Source organism: Pseudomonas sp. LAM2023 (assembly GCF_016620375.1).
Classification (GTDB): domain Bacteria; phylum Pseudomonadota; class Gammaproteobacteria; order Pseudomonadales; family Pseudomonadaceae; genus Aquipseudomonas; species Aquipseudomonas anuradhapurensis.
Window position 1 is genome coordinate 521,282 of record NZ_JAENHV010000036.1, and the last position, 22,141, is coordinate 543,422.

At 67.6% G+C, this 22,141-nt stretch carries 9 protein-coding genes; 5 read left to right on the forward strand and 4 right to left on the reverse strand.

The genetic code is table 11. From position 1 onward, the window contains the following. Positions 1–33 precede the first annotated feature (33 nt). Positions 34–564: an RNA polymerase factor sigma-70 gene (locus JKP78_RS22140; RefSeq protein WP_170030909.1), complete on the reverse strand. Its 531-nt coding sequence runs from the start codon at positions 562–564 to the stop codon at positions 34–36. A gap of 540 nt (positions 565–1,104) precedes the next feature. On the opposite strand from JKP78_RS22140, the gene JKP78_RS22145 reads away from it, so the two are divergent. Beyond that, positions 1,105–14,055 carry a non-ribosomal peptide synthetase gene (locus JKP78_RS22145; protein ID WP_200627625.1) on the forward strand — a complete coding sequence of 4,317 codons (12,951 nt, stop codon included), beginning with the start codon at positions 1,105–1,107 and terminating at the stop codon, positions 14,053–14,055. A gap of 178 nt (positions 14,056–14,233) precedes the next feature. On the opposite strand, the gene dsbG is transcribed toward JKP78_RS22145, so the two are convergent. Genes dsbG through dsbD form a run of 3 tightly spaced genes read right to left on the reverse strand, consistent with a single transcriptional unit; the run spans position 14,234 to position 17,542 of the window. Then, positions 14,234–14,992 carry a thiol:disulfide interchange protein DsbG gene (dsbG, locus tag JKP78_RS22150; protein ID WP_200627626.1) on the reverse strand — a complete coding sequence of 253 codons (759 nt, stop codon included), beginning with the start codon at positions 14,990–14,992 and terminating at the stop codon, positions 14,234–14,236. A 1-nt stretch (position 14,993) separates the two neighbouring features. Beyond that, complete coding sequence (locus tag JKP78_RS22155) at positions 14,994–15,830, reverse strand: TlpA disulfide reductase family protein (RefSeq protein ID WP_186688316.1); 837 nt, start codon at positions 15,828–15,830, stop codon at positions 14,994–14,996. Continuing rightward, positions 15,830–17,542 (reverse strand): protein-disulfide reductase DsbD, encoded by a 1,713-nt coding sequence (dsbD, locus tag JKP78_RS22160; protein WP_200627628.1) that lies wholly within the window; start codon positions 17,540–17,542, stop codon positions 15,830–15,832. The genes JKP78_RS22155 and dsbD overlap by 1 nt, the downstream gene beginning before the upstream one ends. A 261-nt stretch (positions 17,543–17,803) precedes the next feature. Between dsbD and JKP78_RS22165 the strand changes: the two genes are divergently transcribed. The 4 genes from JKP78_RS22165 (at position 17,804) to JKP78_RS22180 (ending at position 22,114) form a co-directional block, all read left to right on the forward strand. Then, positions 17,804–18,367 (forward strand): nucleotidyltransferase family protein, encoded by a 564-nt coding sequence (locus tag JKP78_RS22165; RefSeq protein ID WP_200627629.1) that lies wholly within the window; start codon positions 17,804–17,806, stop codon positions 18,365–18,367. 138 nt (positions 18,368–18,505) lie between these two features. Next, entirely contained in the window at positions 18,506–19,189 is a 684-nt protein-coding gene (locus tag JKP78_RS22170; protein WP_170030897.1) for a response regulator, read from the forward strand. Further along, positions 19,186–20,508 carry an ATP-binding protein gene (locus JKP78_RS22175; protein WP_200627630.1) on the forward strand — a complete coding sequence of 441 codons (1,323 nt, stop codon included), beginning with the start codon at positions 19,186–19,188 and terminating at the stop codon, positions 20,506–20,508. Before JKP78_RS22170 ends, JKP78_RS22175 begins: the two co-directional genes overlap by 4 nt. Positions 20,509–20,722: 214 nt before the next feature. Further along, a complete protein-coding gene (locus tag JKP78_RS22180; RefSeq protein ID WP_200627631.1) occupies positions 20,723–22,114 on the forward strand; it encodes an aspartate aminotransferase family protein in 1,392 nt (463 codons plus the stop codon). Positions 22,115–22,141 lie beyond the last annotated feature (27 nt).

Here is a 22,141-nt window from a genome sequence, read left to right on the forward strand (position 1 = left end):
GGGGGCGCAGCGCCCCCGGCTGTCTAGACTTGTTCAGGCTTGTCGGTTGGCGGTCTTGCGGCAATGTACCAGTGCATCGCGGATCATGAAGTTGACCAGCGTCGGCGACACCCCCAGTTCCTTGGCAATGTCCTTTTGCGGTACCCCGTGCAGGCGGTACATCTCGAACGCATAGCGGGTGCGCTGCGGCAGCTGGTTCAACGCCTCGGCAATGTCATCCAGCGCAGCCAGGTTGATGTGGGTGGCCTCGGGCGAGGCATTCTGCACCACCACATTCAGGCCTTCCTCCTCGCTGCCGGAGTACTTCAACTCCATCGCCTGCTTGCGGTAGTGGTCGATGGCCAGGTTGCGCACGATCTGGAACAGGTAGCTCAGCTGCGCCTTGAACGACGAGGTGATCTGCGGGGCCGCGCTGAGCCGGAAAAAGGCATCCTGCACCACATCTTCGGCGCGCGACCGGCAGCCGGTGATGCGTGCGGCAATCTTGACCAGGATGCTGCGATTGTCGACGAAGGCCTGCAGTAATGGTGAATCGCACTTACTTGTGGATAGTTGTTCCGCCATGGAAATCACCTTGTCACAGAGGGGAAAGGAGGCTTCCAGCTGTGGGAAGCTTCCTATGACGTGCGACAACCTATTCATAGTGATAATGATTGTCAAATGAGAAATGTAATTATTACTACCTAGTTCTGGTTTCGGGGAGGCATGCCTTGGGAGGTGTGGCGCCTGGGAGATCGCGCGCCGCCCGCGCGGCGCATCGCGAGCTGCGCTCGCTCCTACGTTCGTTTCGGGCCAGTAACGCTTGTGACAGGCGCGCGCGACCGCCTGGTGTGTACGACGCGATATCCCGTCGGGCGCCAAGGCGTACGCGCGCAAATCCCACAGGAATAATTGGCCCGAAACCAACGTAGGAGCGAGCGCAGCTCGCGATGCGCCGCGCGGGCGGCGCGCGATCTCCCAGGCGCCACACCTGCCAAGCCAGACCCCGCTAATTTCTCCCCCTGCCCATACGTTCCCCTGTGTACATCCGGCCGCCGTACGCTGCTCGCCCAGGTTCGCGCAGCAGCCGGCCCGCCCTCACCAGACACTGGCAGGAACACCCCCATGACGGACGCCTTCGAACTCCCGCTCTCGCTGGTCCAGGCCCTGGCGCAACGCGCCGCACAGACCCCGGAGCGGATCGCCTTGCGCTTTCTCGCCGACGCTCCCGGCGAGCAGGCCGTGCTCAGCTACCGTGAACTCGACCAGCGCGCGCGCACCATCGCCGCTGCGTTGCAGGCGCGGGCCGGTTTCGGCGAGCGTGCGGTGCTGTTGTTCCCCAGTGGGCCGGACTACGTGGCGGCGTTCTTCGGCTGCCTGTATGCCGGCGTGATCGCGGTGCCGGCCTACCCGCCGGAGTCGACGCGCCAGCACCATCAGCAACGCCTGCTGTCGATCATCGACGACGCCGAACCGCGCCTGCTGCTGACCGTGGCGGCGCTGGAAGGCAGCCTGCAAGGCCTGGAGGCGCTGAGCAGGGCCAACGCCCCTGCGCTGCTGGCGGTCGACCGCCTGGAGCCGGCGCTGGCTGCGCACTGGCGCGAACCGGCCCTGAAGGGGGATGACATCGCCTTCCTGCAGTACACTTCCGGCTCCACCGCGCTGCCCAAGGGCGTGCAGGTCAGCCATGGCAACCTGGTGGCCAACGAGCAGTTGATCCGCCGCGGCTTCGGCATCGACCTCAACCCCGACGACGTCATCGTCAGCTGGCTGCCGCTGTACCACGACATGGGCCTGATCGGCGGCCTGCTGCAGCCGATCTTCAGCGGTGTGCCCTGCGTGCTGATGGCGCCGGGCTACTTCCTGGCCCGCCCGCTGCGTTGGCTGCAGGCAATCAGCGAGTACGGCGGCACCATCAGCGGTGGCCCCGACTTTGCCTACCGCCTGTGCAGCGAACGGGTCAGCACGGCCGCCCTGGCCGGGCTCGACCTGAGCCGCTGGCGCGTGGCCTATTCCGGCTCCGAGCCGATCCGCCAGGACAGCCTGGCCACCTTCGCCGACAAGTTCCGCGCCTGCGGCTTCGACCCGCAGAGCTTTTTCGCCAGCTACGGCCTGGCCGAAGCGACCCTGTTCGTCAGCGGTAGCCGCCGTGGCCAGGGCATCGCCGCGCTGGAACTGGACGCCGAGGCCTTCGCCGCCAACCGCGCCGAGCCGGGCCAGGGCAGCGTGCTGATGAGCTGCGGCTACCCGCAGCCGGGGCATGCGCTGCGTATTGTCGAGCCGCAACGCCTGCAGGTGCTGGGCGACAACCAGGTCGGCGAGATCTGGGCCAGCGGCCCGAGCATCGCCCGGGGCTACTGGCGCAACCCGCAAGCCAGCGCCCGCACGTTCGTCGAAATGGACGGCCAGACCTGGCTGCGTACCGGCGACCTGGGCTTCATGCGCGAAGGCGAAGTGTTCGTCAGCGGGCGCCTGAAAGACCTGCTGATCGTACGCGGGCAGAACCTCTACCCACAGGACCTGGAAAAAACCCTCGAACGCGAAGTCGAGGTGCTGCGCAAAGGCCGGGTGGCAGTATTTGCCGTCGAGCAGCAGGGTGAGGAGGGCATCGGCGTGGCAGTCGAAGTCAGCCGCAACGTGCAAAAGGCGCTCAAGCCCGACGACCTGATCAAGACCCTGCGCCAGGTCGTCGCCGATGCCTGCCGCCAAGCCCCGGCGGTGGTCCTGCTGCTGAACCCCGGCGCATTGCCGAAGACCTCCAGCGGCAAGCTGCAGCGCTCGGCCTGCCGCACGCGCATGGCCGATGGCAGCCTGGATTGCTATGCCCGGTTCCCTGGGCAGAATCCAGCCGATGCCAGCCCGGCAACCGCTGATGCGCTACAGGCGCGCATCGCCAGCATATGGTGCGACATCCTCAAGGTGCAGACGGTGGCGGCAGACGACCACTTCCTGCTGCTGGGCGGCAACTCCATTGCTGCCACCCAGGCCACCGCTCGCCTGGCCGACGAACTGGGCATCTCGCTCAACCTGGCCACCTTGTTCGAGGCGCCCGTGCTGGCCGACTACAGCCAGGCAGTGGCCGCCCTGCTCGCTGCCGACGGCGCCCGAGCTACCGCCATCGCCCCGCTGGCGCGCGCCCGGGCATTGCCCCAGTCACTGGCGCAAAACCGCTTGTGGCTGCTGTGGCAGTTGCAGCCGCAGGCGGCGGCCTACAACATTCCGGCTGGCCTGCACTTGCGTGGCGAGCTGGATGAAGGTGCCCTGGAAGCGGCCTTCCAGGCACTGGTGCAGCGCCATGAGTCACTGCGCACCGTGTTCAGCGAAGAACACGGCCAAGCCCTGCAGCGCATCCTCCCATCCGCGCCATTCCACCTGCGCCGCCTGGACCTTGCCGGCCAGCCGCCCGACCAGGTCATCGCCCAGCGCGAGGCAGAAGCCTGTCAGCCCTTCGACCTGACCCAGGGCCCGCTGCTGCGGGTGACCCTGGCGCGCCTGGGTGATGAAGACCATCAGCTGTGGGTGACCCTGCACCACATCGTTGCTGACGGCTGGTCACTGAATATCCTGCTGGAGGAATTCGCCAGGCTATATGCCGCCCACTGCCAGGGCCTGCAGGCCAACCTGGCACCGCTGCCCCTCGGCTACGCCGATTACGCCAGCTGGCAACGGCAATGGCTGGCCGCCGGCGAGGCCGAGCGTCAGTTGCACTACTGGCAGGCGCGCCTGGGCGAGGAAGCGCCGGTGCTCGATTTGTGCACCGACCAGCCGCGCACCAGCCAACGCGACCAGCGGGCCGCCCGGTTGCAGGTGCAGGTGCCAGCCGGCCTCGCCGAGGCGCTCAGGGGCTTGGCGCGCGAGCAGCAAGCCAGCCTGTTCATGGTCTTGCTGGCCGGCTGGCAGGCCCTGCTGCACCGCTACAGCGGCCAGGCCGACATCCGCGTCGGTGTGCCCAACGCCAACCGCCCGCGCCTGGAAACCCAGGGCCTGGTCGGTTTCTTCATCAATACCCAGGTAATGCGTTCGCAACTCGATGGCCGCCTGCCGTTCAGCCAGTTGCTGGCCCAGGTGCGCCAAGCCACCCTGGCAGCCCAGGCCAACCAGGACCTGCCGTTCGAGCAACTGGTCGAAGCCATGCCCGAGGCGCGCGAACAAGGCCTGTTCCAGGTCATGTTCAACCACCAGCAACGCGACCTGTCGGCCCTGCGCCGCCTGCCTGGCCTGCTCGTCGAAGAATTGCCGTGGCACAGCCGCGAGGCCAAGTTCGACTTGCAGCTGCACAGCGAAGAAGACCATCAGGGCCGCCTGAGCCTGGCCTTCGACTATGCCGCCGGGCTGTTCGAAGCCACTACCATCGAGCGCCTGGCCGAGCACCTGCTGGCCCTGCTGGAGCAAGTCTGCGCTGCGCCGCAACGGGCCTTGGGCGAGGTGCAGCTGCTCGACGAGCCAGCCCGCAGGCAACTGCTGGGTTGGGGCCAGGCACCGGCCGTAGCGCCGCAGCGCCTGCTGGTTGAGCAGCTCAATGATCAGGCGCGCCAGACCCCGCAGCGCACCGCGCTGGTCTGGCAGGGGGGCAGCCTGGACTATGCCGAGCTGCACCAGCAAGCCAACCGCCTGGCCCATTACCTGAGGGACAAGGGGGTTGGCCCCGATACCTGTGTGGCCATTGCCGTCGAGCGCTCGCCGCAACTGTTGGTCGGCCTGCTGGCGATCCTCAAGGCCGGTGGCGCCTATGTGCCGCTGGACGTCGACTACCCGGCCGAGCGCCTGGCCTACATGCTCGCCGACTGCGGCGCCGGCCTGCTGCTGAGCCACAGCGGCCTGCTGGGCAAGCTGCCGCAGGTCGATGGGGTCAGCGCCATCGCCCTCGACCAGCTGCACCTGGACAGCTGGCCCAGCCATGCACCCGGGTTGCACTTGCACGGCGACAACCTGGCGTATGTCATCTACACCTCCGGCTCCACCGGCCAGCCCAAGGGCGTAGGCAACACCCACGCGGCATTGGCCGAGCGCCTGCAATGGATGCAGGCCACTTATGCCCTGGACGACAGCGACGTGCTGCTGCAGAAGGCGCCGGTCAGCTTCGACGTTTCGGTGTGGGAGTGCTTCTGGCCGCTGGTCACGGGCTGCAAGTTGGTGCTTGCCGGCCCCGGCGAGCACCGTGACCCGCAGCGTATCGCCGCGTTGGTGCAGGCCCATGGTGTGACCACGTTGCATTTCGTGCCGCCCCTGCTGCAGGTGTTTGTCCAGGAACCGCAGGCACCGGCCTGTACCAGCCTGCGCCGGGTGTTTTCCGGGGGCGAGGCGTTGCCCGCCGCGTTGCGTGACCGCGTGCTGCAGGTGCTGCCACAGGCGCAGTTGCATAACCGGTACGGCCCGACCGAAACCGCCATCAACGTCACCCATTGGCACTGCCAGGCGGCGGATGGCGAGCGTTCGCCGATCGGCCGCCCGTTGGCCAATGTGCTGTGCCGCGTGCTGGACGACGAACTTGAACTCACTGCCCCCGGTGTGCCGGGCGAGCTGTACCTCGGCGGCGCCGGCCTGGCCCGTGGCTACCTGGGCCGCCCGGGCCTTACCGCCGAACGCTTCGTGCCCCGGGCCGATGGCCATGGCGAACGCCTGTACCGCAGTGGCGACCGTGCCCGCTGGCAGGTGCAGAGCGAGGCCCTGGAGTACCTCGGCCGCCTCGACCAGCAGGTCAAGGTGCGTGGTTTCCGCGTCGAGCCCGAGGAAGTCCAGGCCTGCCTGCTGGCGCAAGCGGGTGTCGAACAGGCGCTGGTGCTGGTGCACCAGGACGCGGTCGGCGCGCAACTGGTCGGCTACTATTGCGGCAGCGCCCAGCCAGCCGAGTTGCTGGCCGTGCTGGCCGAACAGTTGCCGGCCTATATGGTGCCGGCACAACTCGTCCCGCTGGCGCAGATGCCGCTGGGCCCCAGCGGCAAGGTCGAACGCAAGGCGCTGCCGGCCCCGGTGTGGCAGCAGCGTGAGCACGTTGCGCCACAAAGCGCATTGCAGCAGCAGGTCGCGGCCATCTGGCGCGAGGTGCTGAACCTGCCGCGGGTCGGCCTGCAGGATGACTTCTTCGCCCTCGGCGGTCACTCGCTGCTGGCCACCCAGATCGTTTCGCGCACCCGCCAGGCCTGCGATGTCGAGCTGCCGCTCAAGGCCCTGTTCAATGCCAGCGAACTGGGCGCCTTCTGTGCCGAGATCGCCCGTATCCGCGCCGCCGGCGAGCGCAACCTGCAAGGCGAAATCGCCCGCGTCGACCGTCGCCAGGCCGTGCCGCTGTCGTACTCGCAGCAGCGCATGTGGTTCCTCTGGCAGATGCAGCCGGACAGCCCGGCGTACAACGTCGGTGGCATGGCGCGCCTGCGCGGCACCCTGCATGTGGAGGCCTTCGAGCGTGCACTGCAGGCGCTGGTGGTGCGTCATGAAACCTTGCGTACTACCTTCCCGAGCATCGACGGCGTGCCGTACCAGTGCGTGGCGCCAGACGCCAGCCTGCACCTGGACTGGCACGACTTCAGCGCGTTGTCTGAGGCCACCCGCCAGCAACGCCTGCGGCAACTGGCCGACGATCAGGCGCACCAGCCCTTCGACCTGGAGCACGGCCCGCTGCTGCGCGCCTGCCTGGTCAAGGCCGCAGAGCGTGAGCATTGCTTCGTACTGACCCTGCATCACATCGTCACCGAGGGCTGGGCCATGGACATCTTCGCCCGCGAACTGGGCGAGCTGTACGAAGCCTTCGTCGATGACCGCGAATCGCCACTGCCGCCGCTGCCGGTGCAGTATCTGGACTACAGCCTGTGGCAACGGCAATGGCTGGAAAGTGGCGAAGGTGCGCGCCAGCTGGCCTACTGGCAGGCGCGCCTGGGCGATGAGCACCCGGTACTCGCGCTACCCGCCGACCGCCCACGCCCGCCGGTGCAGAGCCACCGTGGCGAGCTGTACCGCTTCGAACTGGCCCCGGCGCTGGTCGCCCGCGTGCACGCCTTCAACCGCCAGCGCGGGTTAACCCTGTTCATGACCGTGACCGCCACCCTGGCCGCCTTGCTGCATCGCTACAGCGGCCAGCGCGACCTGCGCATCGGCGCGCCGGTGGCCAACCGCATCCGCCCGGAAAGCGAAGGCCTGATCGGCGCGTTCCTCAATACCCAGGTGCTGCGCTGCGAGGTTGACGGGCAGATGACTGCCCATGCCTTGCTGGAGCAGGTGCGCCAGGCTGCCATCGAGGGCCAGTCGCACCAGGACCTGCCATTCGAGCAATTGGTGGAAGCCCTGCAGCCACCGCGCAGCAGCGCCTACAACCCGCTGTTCCAGGTGATGTGCAACGTCCAGCGCTGGGCTTTCCAGCAAAGCCGTACGCTGGCCGGCATGCAGGTGGATTACCTGGTCAACGATGCCAGCGCCACCAAGTTCGACCTGTACCTGGAGGTGACCGACCTCGATGGCCGCCTCAACTGCTGCCTGACCTACAGCCGCGACCTGTTCGACGAGCCGCGCATCGCCCGCATGGCCGAGCACTGGCAGCAGCTGCTGGGCGGCCTGCTGGACGACCCGCAACAGCGCCTGTGCGAGCTGCCGATGCTGGTCAGCGCCGAGCAGCAGGTGCTGGCGGGCCAGTTGCCCGGCGAGCATGGGAACCTCGACCAGACCTTGCATGGCCTGTTCGCCGCCCAGGCAGCGCGCACCCCGCACGCCGCTGCGCTGACCTTCGCCGGCCAGCACCTCACCTATGCCGAGCTCGACCAGCAAGCCAACCGCCTGGCCCGCGCCCTGCGCGAGCGTGGAGTGGGCCCGCAGGTGCGCGTGGGCCTGGCACTGGAGCGCTCGCTGCACATGGTGGTCGGCTTGCTGGCCATACTCAAGGCCGGTGGCGCCTACGTGCCGCTCGACCCCGAGTACCCGCTGGACCGCCTGCGCTACATGATCGAAGACAGCCGCATCGGCCTACTGCTGAGCCAGCGCGCGCTGCTGCAAAGCCTTGGCGAGCTGCCCCAAGGGGTGGTGTGCTGGAGCCTGGAAGACGACTCCGCCAGCCTGTCGGCCTACAGCGCTGCGCCACTGGACAACCGCAACCTGGCGCAGCACCAGGCCTACCTGATCTACACCTCCGGCTCCACCGGCAAGCCAAAGGGCGTCGTCGTCAGCCACGGCGAATTCGCCATGCACTGCCAGGCGGTGATCTCGGCATTTGGCATGCGCAGCGACGACTGCGAGCTGCACTTCTATTCGATCAACTTCGATGCCGCCAGCGAACGCCTGTGGGTGCCACTGCTGTGCGGTGCCCGCGTGGTGTTGCGCGCCCAGGGGCAGTGGGGGGCCGAGGATATCTGCCAGCTGGTGCGCGAGCAGCAGGTCAGCATCCTCGGCTTCACGCCCAGCTACGGCAGCCAGTTGGCGCAGTACCTGGCCGGGCAGGGCGAGCAGTTGCCGGTACGCCTGGTGATCACCGGTGGCGAAGCGCTGACCGGCGAGCACCTGCAGCGCATTCGCCAGGCGTTTGTGCCGCAGCAGTTGTTCAACGCCTACGGCCCGACCGAAACCGTGGTCATGCCACTGGCCTGTCTGGCACCGGACACGCTGCCCGCAGACCTAGGCAGCGTGCCGATCGGCCGTGTTGTCGGCAGCCGCACGGCCTATATCCTCGACGAAAACCTTGCCCTGTTGCCCCAAGGCGGGATCGGCGAACTGTATGTCGGCGGTGCCGGCCTGGCCCAGGGTTACCACGACCGCCCGGGCCTCAGCGCCGAACGCTTCGTCGCCGACCCGTTCGGTGCCGCAGGCGGGCGCCTGTACCGCACCGGTGACCTGGTGCGCCTGGGCAGCGATGGCCTGGTCGAGTACGTGGGTCGTGCCGACCAGCAGGTGAAGATTCGCGGCTTCCGCATCGAGCTCGGGGAAATCGAAAGCCGCCTGCAGGCGCATGCCGAGGTCGACGAAGCCGTGGTGCTGGCCCTCGACTTGCCGGGTGGCAAGCAACTGGTGGGGTACCTGGTATGCCGGCAGGCGGCTGCCGACAGCGCGGCCCAGGGTCGGCTGCGTGAAGCGGTAAAGGCCGAGGCCCGGCGTCACCTGCCGGACTACATGGTGCCCGCCCACCTGGTCCTGCTCGACAGCCTGCCGCTGATGGGCAACGGCAAACTCGACCGCCGCGCGCTGCCGCTGCCAGAGCTGGAGCAGGCCCGCCAGCATTATCAGGCCCCTGGCAGTGTGGTTGAAGCGCAACTGGTGCAGATCTGGTGCGATGTGCTGAACCTGGCCCGGGTCGGCGTGCAGGACAACTTCTTCGAACTGGGCGGCGATTCGATCCTGTCGATCCAGGTGGTCAGCCGGGCTCGCCAGGCAGGCCTGCAGTTCACGCCGCGCGACCTGTTCCAGCACCAGACCATCCAGGCCCTGGCGACCGTCGTTCGCCACAGCGACGCCACCCGCACCCTCGACCAGGGCCTGCGCCAGGGGCCGGTCGGCCTGACCCCGATCCAGCACTGGTTCTTCGCCACCGACCTGGCGCAGCCGCAGCACTGGAACCAGGCGGTGTTGCTGCAAGCCCGCCAAGCGCTGGACGAAGCGGCACTGGAGCAGGCCCTGGCCGCCCTGGTGCGGCACCACGACAGCCTGCGCCTGCGTTTCAGCGAGGCCAACGGCCGCTGGCAGGCCGCCTACGCTCAGCCTGGCGCCGGGCAATTGCTGTGGAGCGCGACGGTTGCCGACTTCGCCGATTGCCAGGCGCTGTACACCGACCTGCAGCGCAGTCTCGACCTGCAGCAAGGTCCATTGCTGCGCGCGCTGCTGGTGCGTGACGGGCAGGGCAGCCAGCGCCTGTTGCTGGCGATCCATCACCTGGTGGTGGATGGCGTGTCCTGGCGGGTGCTGCTGGAAGACCTGCAGGCGTTGTACCGTGGCCAGCCGCTGCCGGCCAAGACGCACACCATGGGCGACTGGGCGGCCCGCCTGGCCAGCTATGCCGGCAGCGACTCGCTGCGCGACGAGCTGGGCTGGTGGCAAGGCCAGCTGGCGGGCGTGCGTCGCGAACTGCCGTGCGATCACCCGCAGGGCGGCAACCTGCAGCGCCATGCCCGCACACTGGCCATCGGCCTGGATGCGCAGCAGACCCGGCAGTTGTTGCAGCAGGCCCCGGCGGCGTACCACACCCAGGTCAACGACCTGCTGTTGACTGCGCTGGCGCGCACCTTGTGCCGCTGGAGCGGCGATGAGGCAGTGTTGGTGCAACTCGAGGGCCATGGCCGCGACGGGCTGTTCGAAGACATGGACCTGACCCGCAGCGTCGGCTGGTTCACCAATGCCTACCCACTCAGCCTGCGCCCACTGCCGGGCGAGGACGATGCGACGCGGGCCGCTTCGATCAAGTGCATCAAGGAGCAACTGCGCCAGGTGCCGCACAAAGGCCTGGGCTACGGCGTGCTGCGCTACCTGGCCGATGCGACGGTACGCGAGCAGATGGCGGCCTTGCCGCAGGCGCGCATCACCTTCAACTACCTGGGCCAGTTCGACCAGCAGTTCGACAGCGCGGCGCTGTTCCAGCCGCTGGACGCCCCGGCCGGCCAGGCCCACGCTGCCGATGCGCCGTTGCCCAACTGGCTGAGTGTTGATGGCCAGGTATATGGCGGTGCCCTGCAATTGCGCTGGACATTCAGCGCCGAGCGCTATGACGAGCGCACCATCGCCAGCCTGGCTGAGGCCTATCGCCAGGAGTTGCTGGCGCTGGTCGAGCATTGCCTGGCCGATGGCAACGGCAGCTTCACGCCGTCCGACTTCCCGCTGGCGCACCTGACCCAGGCGCAGATCGACGCCTTGCCGGTGCCGGCTGCGCAGATCGAGGACGTCTATCCGCTGACGCCGATGCAGGAAGGCATGCTGTTGCACACCCTGCTGGAACCGGGTACCGGCCTCTACTACATGCAGGACCGCTACCGCATCAACAGTGCCCTTGACCCTGAACGCTTCGCCCAGGCCTGGCAAGCGGTGGTGGCACGGCATGAGGCGTTGCGCGCATCGTTCAGCTGGAACACCGGCGAGGCGATGCTGCAGATCATCCATAAGCCAGGCAATACGCCACTGGATTACCAGGACTGGCGCGACCTCGATGATGACGCCCAGGAGCAGCGCCTGCAGGCCCTGCACAAGCAGGAGCGCGAGGCTGGCTTCGCCTTGCTCAGCGAAGCGCCTTTCCACCTGCGCCTGGTGCGTGTGGCCGATGAGCGCTACTGGTTCATGATGAGCAATCACCACATCCTGATCGACGCCTGGTGCCGCTCGTTGTTGATGAACGACTTCTTCGAAATCTACCAGGCCCTCGGCGAGGGCCGGCAGGCGCAACTGCCGGTGCCGCCGCGCTACCGCGACTACATCGGCTGGCTGCAACACCAGGGCCTGGACGATGCCCGCGCCTGGTGGCAGGCCAGCCTGGCCGGCTTCGAGCGCGCCACCGCCATTCCCAGCGACCGCCCGCTACGCCACGACCACGCCGGCAGCGGCATGGTCGTCGGTGACTGCCATACCCGCCTGGCGGTAGACGACGGCGTGCGCCTGCGCGAACTGGCCCAGGCTCACCAGCTCACCGTCAACACCTTTGCCCAGGCGGCCTGGGCCTTGGTGCTGGCGCGCTACAGCGGCGACCGTGACGTAGTGTTCGGCGTGACCGTGGCCGGGCGGCCGGTGAGCCAGCCGCAGATGCAGCGTACGGTCGGCCTGTTCATCAACAGCGTCGCCCTGCGCGTGCAGTTGCCGGCGGCCGGCCAGCGTTGCAGCGTGCGCCAGTGGCTGCAAGGCCTGCTGGAGCGCAACATGGAGCTGCGCGAGTACGAATACCTGCCGCTGGTGGCGATCCAGGAGTGCAGCGAACTGCCCAAGGGCCAGCCGCTGTTCGACAGCCTGTTCGTGTTCGAGAACGCGCCGGTCGAAACCGCCGTGCTCGACCATGCCCAACAGCTCAACGCCAGTTCCGACTCGGGCCGCACCCACACCAATTTCCCGCTTACAGCGGTGTGCTACCCGGGGGATGAGCTGGGCCTGCACCTGTCGTTTGACCAGCGCTATTTCGACTACCCGACCGTCGAGCGCCTGCTGGCCGAGTTCAAGCGCCTGCTGCTGGCGCTGGTGCAAGGCTTTGCCGGTGAGGTGAGTGCGCTGCCGCTGCTGGGCGCCGAGGAACAGCGTTTCCTGCTCGAGGACTGCAACCGCACCAGCTGCGCCTACCCGCTGCAGCAGAGCTACATCGCCCAGTTCGAGGCGCAGGTGGCGGCGTACTCGCAACGTATCGTGGCGCGCTGCCTGGAGGCGACCTATGACTATGCCGGGTTGAACCTGGCGGCCAACCGCCTGGGCCATGCCCTGGTGGCCGCAGGTGTGCAGGTGGACCAGCCGGTGGCGCTGCTGGCCGAGCGCGGGCTGCCGTTGCTGGGCATGATCGTCGGCAGCTTCAAGGCTGGCGCTGGCTACCTGCCGCTGGACCCGGGCCTGCCGTCGGCGCGCCTGCAAAGCATTCTCCAGCTCAGCCGCGCCCCGGTGCTGGTGTGCAGCGCGGCCTGTGCCGGGCAAGCTCGGCAGTTGCTGGAAGCGCTGGAGGCAGCGGCACGCCCGCAATTACTGGTGTGGGAAGATGTCCAGGCGAGCCCGCTGGCCAGCCATAACCCTGGCATCCATAGCGCGCCGGGCAACCTTGCCTATGTGATCTACACCTCGGGCTCCACCGGCCTGCCGAAAGGGGTGATGGTCGAGCAGCGCGGCATGCTCAACAACCAGCTGAGCAAGGTTCCCTACCTGGCGCTTACCGAGCACGACGTGATCGCCCAGACTGCCTCGCAGAGCTTCGACATCTCGGTATGGCAGTTCCTTGCCGCGCCGCTGTTCGGCGCCAGGGTGGAGATCGTGCCGAACGCGATCGCCCAGGACCCGCAGGCCCTGCTGGCGCATGTACGGGCCACCGGCATCAGCGTGCTGGAAAGCGTGCCGTCGCTGATCCAGGGCATGCTGGCCGACGACCACCAGCCCCTCGACGGCCTGCGCTGGATGCTGCCGACCGGCGAAGCCATGCCGCCGGAGCTGGCTGCGCAATGGCTGCAGCGTTACCCGCAGATCGGCCTGGTCAATGCCTACGGCCCGGCGGAGTGTTCCGACGACGTGGCATTCTTCCGCGTCGATGCTGCCTCGACTCACGGCAGCTATCTGCCGATTGGCCGGCCGACCGACAACAACCGCCTTTACCTGTTCGACGAAGAGCAGGCGTTGGTGCCGTTGGGGGCGGTGGGTGAACTGTGCGTGGCCGGCACCGGCGTTGGCCGCGGTTATGTCGGCGACCCGGTGCGGACCGCGCTGGCGTTCATCCCGCATCCGTATGGCGCAGCAGGCGAACGCTTGTACCGCACCGGTGACCTGGCGCGGCAGCGCCCGGATGGCGTGCTGGCCTACATCGGGCGCATCGACCATCAAGTGAAGATCCGTGGCTACCGCATCGAACTGGGCGAGATCGAAGCGCGCCTGCACGAGCAGGCCGAGATCCGCGACGCTGCGGTTGGCGTGCAGGAGGGCGTCAATGGCAAGTACCTGGTCGGTTACCTGGTGGCGCATCAGGGCATCAGCGCCGATGCTGCGTTGCTGGAGCAGCTCAAGCAGCGCCTGCGTGGCGAGTTGCCGGAGTACATGGTACCGCTGCACTGGGGCTGGTTCGACAGCCTGCCGCACAACGCCAACGGCAAGCTCGACCGCAACGCCTTGCCGGCCATCGACATCGCTGGCCAGCACAGCCAGGCGTACCAGGCACCGCGCAATGAGCTGGAGGCACTGCTGGCGGATATCTGGGCCGATGTGCTCAAGGCCGGGCGGGTTGGGGTGCACGACAACTTCTTCGAGCTGGGCGGGCATTCGTTGCTGGCTACGCGGATCGCCTCGCAGGTGCAGAAACAGCTGCAGTTGAACGTGCCGCTGCGGGCGATGTTCGAGTGCAGCACGGTGGCGGAGTTGGCCGAACATGTGCGGGGCCTGCAGGGCAGTGCGCTGGATGAGGCCAAGGTCGACCGGCTGAGTGACCTGATGGCGGCGTTCGAAGAACTGTAGTTCCCACCGGTATCACGCCGCATGCGACCTTGGCGCTGGCCCTGCAGGAGCGGCCTTGTGTCGCGAAAGGGGCGCCAAGCGCCCCCAACAGTTCAGCTCCGCCGCAGATATCACGGGGCCGCGTTGCGGCCCTTTCGCGACACAAGGCCGCTCCTGCAACAAAGCGCGAAGCGCTATCTCAGCGCTTGCCGAGAATCTTGCCCAGCAGCTCCGGCCGCGGCGCCCCTTGCTGGCTCTGCAGGTTGCCCTGCTCATCCTGATAGAAGATCGCCGGGGTTGCCTGCAGCCCCATTTCTTCCATCAAGGCCATGTTCGCCGCCAGTTTCTGCTGCACCGCCTCCGGCACCTGCGTCAGCGGCTTCAACGTGCTGGCCTTGCCGGCCTTTTCGTGTTCATGCAGGGCCTTGGCCGGGTCTTTCGCCGCCAGCAGCGCGGCCGACTTGCCTGGGCTGTCCTCGCGGATGATGCCGACCATGATATGGCGCAACTGCACCTTGCCCGACTCCACCCACGGCCGCGCCTGTTCCCAGAACATGTTGCAGTACGGGCAGTTGGGGTCGCTGAACAGGTAGACCTTGCGTGGCGCGTCATCCTTGCCGTCGGCGATCCACGCGGTGTTCTCCATCTTCGTCCAGAGGGCCTTGCTCATCGGCGCATACACCAGCTGTTTCAGCGGCTCGGCGCTGAGGTCCTTGCCCTGTTCGTCGAACAGGCTGCCCACCAGCACATGCTTGCCGTCCGGGGTGAGGTACAGGGCCAGGGCGTTGTTCTGGTACTGGGCGGCGTACCCGCGCAGGCCGTCGGGCGCAGCGAAGCTGCCCTTGATCACGGCACCCTTGGCTTGCAGTTGCTGAATCGCCTTGGGCAACTCTTCGGCCTGCAGGGCCGGGGCAGCCAGCAGGGCCAGGGACAGGGGCAGCAGTGCAGTCAGTCGCATGTCAGTTTCCTTGTGCGGCAGGGGCGGGCGCGGTGGCCCGGTCGAAAGGTTCCAGGGCGTGGCGCAGGCTGGCCCGCGACAGCTCGCCGAGGTGGCTGCCGATCAGCCGCCCGTCGGCGTCGTAGAACAGGGTGGTGGGCAGGGCCATGGAACCGACGCGCTGGGCCAGCAGGCCGGTACCATCGAACAGCACATGGGTCAGGCTCAGGCCGGTGGTGGCGAGGAAGGTGCTGACGTTTTCCGGGGTTTCGCCCTGGTTGACGAACAGGAAGGTCACATGCGGGTAATCGCCTTGCGCCTGTTGCAGCACCGGCATCTCGCGCCGACAGGGCGGGCACCAGGTGGCCCAGAGGTTGATCACCAGCGGCTTGCCGCGGTAGCCGTGCAGTGCCACGGATTGCCCGCTGGCGTTGCGCAGGCTCAGTTCGGGCAGCTCGGTGCCCTTGCTGTACAGGTGCCCGGCGAGGCTGGCCAGGCCCCAGAACAATGCGCCGCTGAACAGCGCCCAGCCCAGCGGGCGGCGCAGCCCGGGATGACGCCAGCCTTGCCACAGGGCGCCGAGCACGATGCCGGCAAGGCCTGACCAGAACAGGAAGCCACCATCGCGGATGTCGATGATCTGCAGCAGGTCGTCCTGGTACATCGGCCAATAGGCCAGCACGAAGCCGGCGCGCGCGCATAGCAGGCCGATCAGGAACAGGTTGAACAGCGCCGATTCCGGGCTCTCGCCGCCACGCCGGGCGACCCACCAGCCGACCACGCTGGCAATCACCAGGGCGGTAAGCATCAGCAGGTGGTTGAGGGCCATGGTCAGTGGCCCGAGGGTTACGGTCAGCATCAGCCTTGGCTCCTGGTCTGGGTCCAGTGTTGCAGGAACGCGGCTGCATCCACTTCACCGGTGAGGCGCCGTGCGCGGCGTTCGTCGCCTTCCGGGCCGACCCAGATGATGCTGGGCGGGCCGGGTACCTGATAGTGCTGCAGCAAAGCCTGGCTGGCCGGGCTGTCGGCGGTCACGTCCAGGCGCAGCAGGTGCACGCCGGCCAGGGCCGCCTGCACGTCGCTGCGGGCGAATACCTGTTTTTCCATGACCTTGCACGACACGCACCAGTCGGCATAGTAGTCGACCATCACCCACTGGCCGCGCCCCTTGGCTGCCGCCAGTTCGCGTTGCAGGTCTTCGGGGCGGCTGACGGTGACGAAGGCATCTTCGACCTGCTGCCCGCTGGCCGGCGTGGCGCTGCCGGTGAACGGGCGCAGCGGTTGCCAGGGGTCGTCGCCACCGGCCGCCGCACCCACCAGCAGCAGGCCGCCCCACAGGGCGCCCAGCAGCGGAACAGCGCGCAACGCCGGTAGCCGCTGCAGGGCCGGCCAGGCTGCCCAGGCCAGGGTGATCAGCAGCCCGCCGCTGAGGGCCAGCAGCAATGCGCTGGGTAGCAGGCTGCGCACGGTGTACAGCGCCATGCCCAGGAACACGAAGCCGAATACCCCCTTGACCCGGTTCATCCAGGCGCCAGGGCGCGGCAGGTAGCGGTTGCCCAAGGTCACCAGCAACATCAGCGGCACGCCCATGCCCAGGCCAAGGCTGAACAACACCAGCGCGCCCTGCAGTACATCGCCGCTGTGGGCGATGTACAACAACGCCCCCGCCAGCGGCGCGGTCATGCACGGGCCCATCAGCAGCCCGGACAACCCACCGAGCAGCGCCGCGCCATACAGGTGGCCGCCACGCGTGCCGCGCCCGGCGCGGTCCAGGCGGTCACGCAGGGCGGCGGGCAGTTGCAGTTCGAAGGCACCGAACATCGGCAGGGCCAGGACCACGAACAGCCCCGCCAGGCTGCCCAGCAGCCAGGGTTGCTGCAGCCAGGCCTGCAGGCTGGCGCCCAGCAGCGCGGCGACCACGCCCAGGGCGGCGTATACCAGGGCCATGCTCAGTACATAGACCCCGGCCAGCAGCCAGCCGCGCCGGGCGCTGGCGCCATTGCCCAGTACCAGCCCGGCGAGGATCGGCAGCATCGGCAGCGAACAGGGGGTGAAGGCCAGCAACAGGCCCAGGCCGAAGAACGCCAGCAGGCTCCAGGCCAGGTGGCTTTGCTGCAGGCCGCTGGCCAGCGCCTGGTCGCTGGCTTGCTCGGCTAGCGGCGCTGTGCTGCCGCCGAGGTCGATCAAGGTGGTCTGCGGTGGGTAGCACAGGCCAGCGTCGGCACAGCCTTGCCAGCCCAGGCGCAGTTGGCCCTGGGCGCTGGCGGGCAGCAGCAGTTGCAACTGGTCGCGGTACACCGCGCTGTCGCCGAAGAATTCGTCGTGGTGGTTGAGCGCAGGTGGCAGCTGCGGGTGTTGCTCGACGGGCAGGCCGTCGAACTTCAGGCGTTTCTGATACAGGTAGTAGCCTGGCTTGATCTGGAAATACAGGCGCATCTGGCCATCGGGCTGGCGGTCGTGGGTCAGCACGAAAGCCTGGTCGACCGGCAGGAAGTCAGGTTTGACATCGAACGGGTTGGCCTGCAACGGGCCGGCCAGGAGCAGTGTCAGGAAGAGCAGGAGGACGCGCATGTCTTCGCCTTGGCAGTACGTTGAAAGGTGTCATGCTGGCCTGGGTCGATTAACCCAAGGTTAACCCTTGTTGGTGCAACCGGCGCTGCCTATCCGGGCGCGGTACCATCAGCCGCGCTTGCCATGCCGCCCCGGCAGTGGTTGCATTGCCTGATGATCCGGCCATTGCGAGTTGCCCATGCCTAAAACGAAAGGTACCGAAGCGTTCGACAGCCCTGCGATGGCTGCCGCGGCTACCTCGCACAAACGCCAGGTGCGCTCGTGAGCGTGGTCGCGCTGGTGCTGGCGGCAGGCAGCGCCAGGCGTTTTGGCGCCGACAAGCGCCGGGTGGCCCTGGCGGATGGTCGTAGCCTGCTGGCGCATAGCGTGGAGCGGGCTCGGGCAGCATTCGCTGACGTTCGCGTGGTGTTACGCGCAGGCGAACGGGGCGAGGATTTTGGCCTGCCTGGCGATTGCCGCATCGTCGCCAGCCCAGAGGCTGCCGCCGGCATGGGGCACAGCCTGGCTGCCGGCGCCGGCTCGTTGCGCGACAGCCAGGCGCAGGCGGTGGCCATTCTGCTGGGCGATATGCCGTGGATCGAACCGGCAACCTTGTGTCGCCTGGCCGAAGCGGCCAGCCCTTCGACCATCGTGTTGCCGCGCCATGCCGGGCAGCACGGGCACCCGGTGATCTTCGGGCGCGATTTCTGGCCGGCGTTGGAACGGCTGGGCGGGGATGAAGGGGCGCGGGCGCTGGTGCGCGGGCATCAGGCTTGCTGCGTGGTGGTTGAGGTAGAGGATGCCGGGGTGTTGCTGGATGTGGATACGCCGGAAGGGGTGATGTAGGCCCGAAGCGTTCACCGCTGCAGGTTCAGCACCCCCGGCACACCCAAGACGAGCCCCAACCCCCTTCGGAAAGGTCCATAATCCCCCCTTAATCCGCCCAAGGTGCAATGTCAGCCACACCACTCCGGGAGCCCCACCATGCACGTTCTGCTCTGCGAGGACGACGACCTGATCGCCGCCGGCATCTGCGCCGGCCTCACCGCCCAGGGCCTGACCGTGGACCGGGTGGGCAATGCCGCCGATGCGCGGGCGATGCTGCAGGCCGCGCAGTTCGACGTGATGATTCTCGACCTCGGCCTGCCCGACGAAGACGGCCTCAAGCTGCTGCGCCGCCTGCGCCAGCAGGGCGAAACGCTGCCGGTGCTGGTGCTCACCGCGCGGGATGCGGTCACCGACCGGGTCGATGGCCTGCAGGCCGGGGCCGACGATTACCTGCTCAAGCCGTTCGACCTGCGCGAGCTGGCCGCGCGCCTGCACACCCTGTTGCGGCGGGTGGCCGGGCGCGCGGTGAATGTGATCGAGCACGGCCCGCTGTGCTACGACCCGAGTACCTGCGCGGCCACCCTGGCCGGGCGGCCGGTCGACCTCTCGCGCCGTGAGCAGGCCCTGCTCCAGGCGCTGCTGCAGAACCCTGGGCGAGTGCTGTCCAGCGAACAGCTCAAGGACTGCGTGTACGGCTTCAGCGACGAGGTGGAGAGCAATGCCCTGAACGTGCATATCCACCACCTGCGCCGCAAGCTGGGTAACGGCATCGTCGAGACCGTGCGCGGCCTGGGCTACCGCCTGGGCCCGGCGCAGGCGCCGGAAGAGGCCGCATCATGAGCCTGCGGGTACGCCTGAGCCTGATCCTGGGCAGCGCCTTCGTGGTCATCTGGGTGCTGGCGGCCGCGTGGATGCTGCGCGACCTGCGCCAGCAGATGATGTTCTCCCTCGACCAGCGCCTGGTGGCCTCGGCACGCATGGTCGCCGGGCTCATCGACCAGCTGCCGCAACCGTTGACCGCCAAGGGCGAGGAGGCGCATTTTTCTGCCGACCAGTTCAGCGTGCCGGACGGCATGGCCTGCCAGGTCAGCTCGTTGCGTGGCGAGATCCTCGCCAGCAACCACAAGCACGATGGCGCCATGGACGACGAGCGCAGTGGCTTCCGTGACCAGACCATCGACGATGCGCTGTGGCGTACCTTCACCTACAACCACGGCGATGTGCGTATCACCACCGCCGACCGGCACATGGAGCGCGAGGCGCTGAACCAGTCGATCCTGCTGGCCGCCTCGGCGCCGGTGCTGATGGCCTTGCTCGGCAGCCTGGGGCTGTTGTGGATCGGCCTGGGCAAGGGCCTGGAACCGCTCAACCGCATGCGCGATGCCTTGCGCCGCCGGCGCGCGGACAGTGTCGAGCCGCTGCAGGTGGCGGGCCTGCCCAGCGAACTGCAGCCGTTGCTGGAAACCCAGAACCAGCTATTCCTGCGCATTGCCCAGACGATCGAGCGTGAGCGGCGCCTGACCGACGATGCCGCGCATGAACTACGCAGCCCGCTGACGGCGATCAAGACCCACCTGCAGGTGGCGCGCATGACCGACGGGGCAGTGCGCGAGCAGGCACTGGCACATGCCGAGCAGGGCGCCGACCGCATGCACCGTACGCTGGAACAGTTGCTGATGCTGGCGCGGGTGGAGGGCAGCCTGTCGTTCGAGGATGGCGTGCAGTGCAGCGCCGAGCAGGTGGCACGGCAGGCGGTGCAGGACGCCGGCGGCGGCGACAACCGGCGTATCGTCTTGCGCCTGCCGGAAGAGGCTACCCAGGTCTATCTGCGCATGCCTGCACCGCTGGCGGTGGCGGCGTTGCGCAACCTGCTGGACAACGCCTTGCGTCATGGTGGCGATGAGGCGGTGGAGCTGGAACTGCAGATGAGCGACGGGCAGGTAGGCTTCATGGTGCGTGACCATGGGCCGGGAATTGCCGAGGCAGACCTGGAGCACTTGACCGAGCGTTTCTGGCGTAATGGGCAAAGTGGTGGTTGCGGGTTGGGGTTGGCGATCGTGCAGGCGATCGTGCAACGCTGTGCCGGTAGCCTGAAGTTCGACAGCCGCAGTGATGGCTTGCGGGTTTTGTTGCAGGTGCCGGCACGCTCGGGGCATTGATCCTTGCCGCTTGTTGTGGCCGGTTCGCGGGTAAACCCGCTGCCACAGGTACAGCACAGGTTTCAGCTACGGTGTGGTCCCGATGGGAGCGGTTTTACCCGCGAACCGGCCACAACAGGCCGACGAAAATCCTGCACCAACCGCTAAATCCTCCTCGCATTCAAGCGTTTCCCAAGCGACACCCGCTCATTCGCTTGCTTGCGAGGAACCACCCATGCCCACCGCTTCCAGCCTTGCCCAGGTCCTACCGGCCAGTGCGCCGCGCCCGTTGTACGCGTTCACCGATTCGCCTTTGCTGCAGCGCCAGCAGCAACAGGAGTCCAACGCCCGCAGCTACCCGCGGCGCATCCCGTTGGCGCTCAAGCGCGCCAGTGGCATTCATGTCGAGGATGTCGAAGGCCGCCAGTTCATCGATTGCCTGGCCGGTGCCGGCACCCTGGCGCTGGGCCATAACCACCCGGTGGTGGTCGAGGCGATCCAGCGGGTCCTGGCCGATGAGCTGCCCCTGCATACCCTGGACCTGACCACGCCAGTCAAGGACCGTTTTGTCCAGGACCTGTTCGGTGTCCTGCCCGAGGCACTGCGCCGGGAGGCCAAGGTGCAGTTCTGCGGCCCGACCGGCACCGATGCGGTAGAGGCGGCGCTGAAACTGGTACGGAGTGCCACCGGGCGCAGCACCGTGCTGGCTTTCCAGGGGGCCTACCACGGCATGAGCCAGGGTGCGCTGAGCCTGATGGGCAGCCATGGGCCGAAGCAGCCGCTGGGGGCCTTGCTCGGCAACGGCGTGCAGTTCATGCCATATCCCTACGACTACCGCTGCCCGTTCGGCCTGGGCGGTGCAGCCGGGGTCAGGGCCAACCTGCATTACCTGGAAAACCTGTTGCTCGACCCGGAAAGCGGCGTGCCTTTGCCCGCTGCAGTGATCCTCGAGGTGGTACAGGGCGAGGGCGGGGTCATCCCGGCCGATATCGAGTGGCTCAAGGGCGTGCGCCGGATCACCGAGCAGGCCGGCGTGGCGCTGATCGTCGACGAAATTCAGAGCGGCTTTGCCCGCACCGGGCGCATGTTCGCCTTCGAGCACGCCGGCATCGTGCCGGATGTGGTTACCCTGTCCAAAGCCATCGGTGGCAGCCTGCCACTGGCGGTGGTGGTGTACCGCGACTGGCTGGACAGCTGGAAGCCGGGTGCCCATGCCGGTACCTTCCGTGGCAACCAGATGGCCATGGCGGCGGGTTCGGCGGTGATCGCTTACCTGGTCGAACAGCGCCTGGCCGAGCATGCCGAGGCCATGGGCCAGCGCCTGCGCCAGCATCTGCAGCAGTTGCAGCGGGATTATCCGCAGCTGGGCGATATCCGTGGCCGTGGGTTGATGATCGGGGTGGAGCTGGTCGGCGGCCAAGGGCAGCGAGATGCGCTTGGCCAACCACAGGCCAACCGTGAGCTGGCGGCCACGGTGCAGCGTGAATGCCTCAAGCGCGGGTTGATCTTGGAGCTGGGCGGGCGGCATGGCGCGGTGGTGCGTTTTCTGCCGCCGTTGATCATCACCGGTGAGCAGATCGATGAAGTGGCACAACGCTTTGCCGAGGCGTTGATGGCTTCTGTCTGAGTATTGCCGGGGGCACAGCACGCCCCC